This is a genomic window from Anaerotignum faecicola (assembly GCA_024460105.1).
GTDB lineage: Bacteria > Bacillota > Clostridia > Lachnospirales > Anaerotignaceae > JANFXS01.
In genome coordinates, this window is record JANFXS010000226.1 from 1 (window position 1) to 473 (window position 473).

Consider the following 473-nt stretch of genomic DNA (forward strand, 5'->3'; position numbering starts at 1 on the left):
GTCCATACATTCAGAATCTTTTCCAGCCAATGAACAACAATAGCACCAAACACCGCATCCGCCTGCCCCAGCAGCATTCCGGCTGCCAACAGAATCGGCAGAGCCGCTGCCAGCCCCAGATCCACCTTAGAAACTGTCTTATACTTCTTTAAATTTGCCTTCCTGAAAAATTCTTTTCCCTGAAAAAACGGATAGACTGCGGCTGCAATCACACAGCAGAGGTAGACTGCCATTGAAGACAAATACTTTCCGATACTCCACTCCCTGTCATCATAAAACTGGTGCATTACAAAGATAACCGCCAGCAGAAATTCTGCGGTCTTAATCATCATAATAAGCAGGGAATCAGCAGTCCTGCAGGCCGCAATTCCCAGCAAAACCGCTGCAGATGCCAAAAACCATGAGCCCCGCTTCCATTCGATGGAGAGCCGTTTCAGCATCCAGAACAGCACACCGTAAACACCCACAATCAT

Annotated in this window: 1 protein-coding gene; it reads right to left on the reverse strand. The window is 48.0% G+C overall.

The features are described 5' to 3' along the window. Positions 1-395: DUF4173 domain-containing protein (locus NE664_13670; GenBank protein ID MCQ4727681.1), on the reverse strand; the 395-nt coding region annotated here is incomplete at its 3' end. Positions 396-473 lie beyond the last annotated feature (78 nt).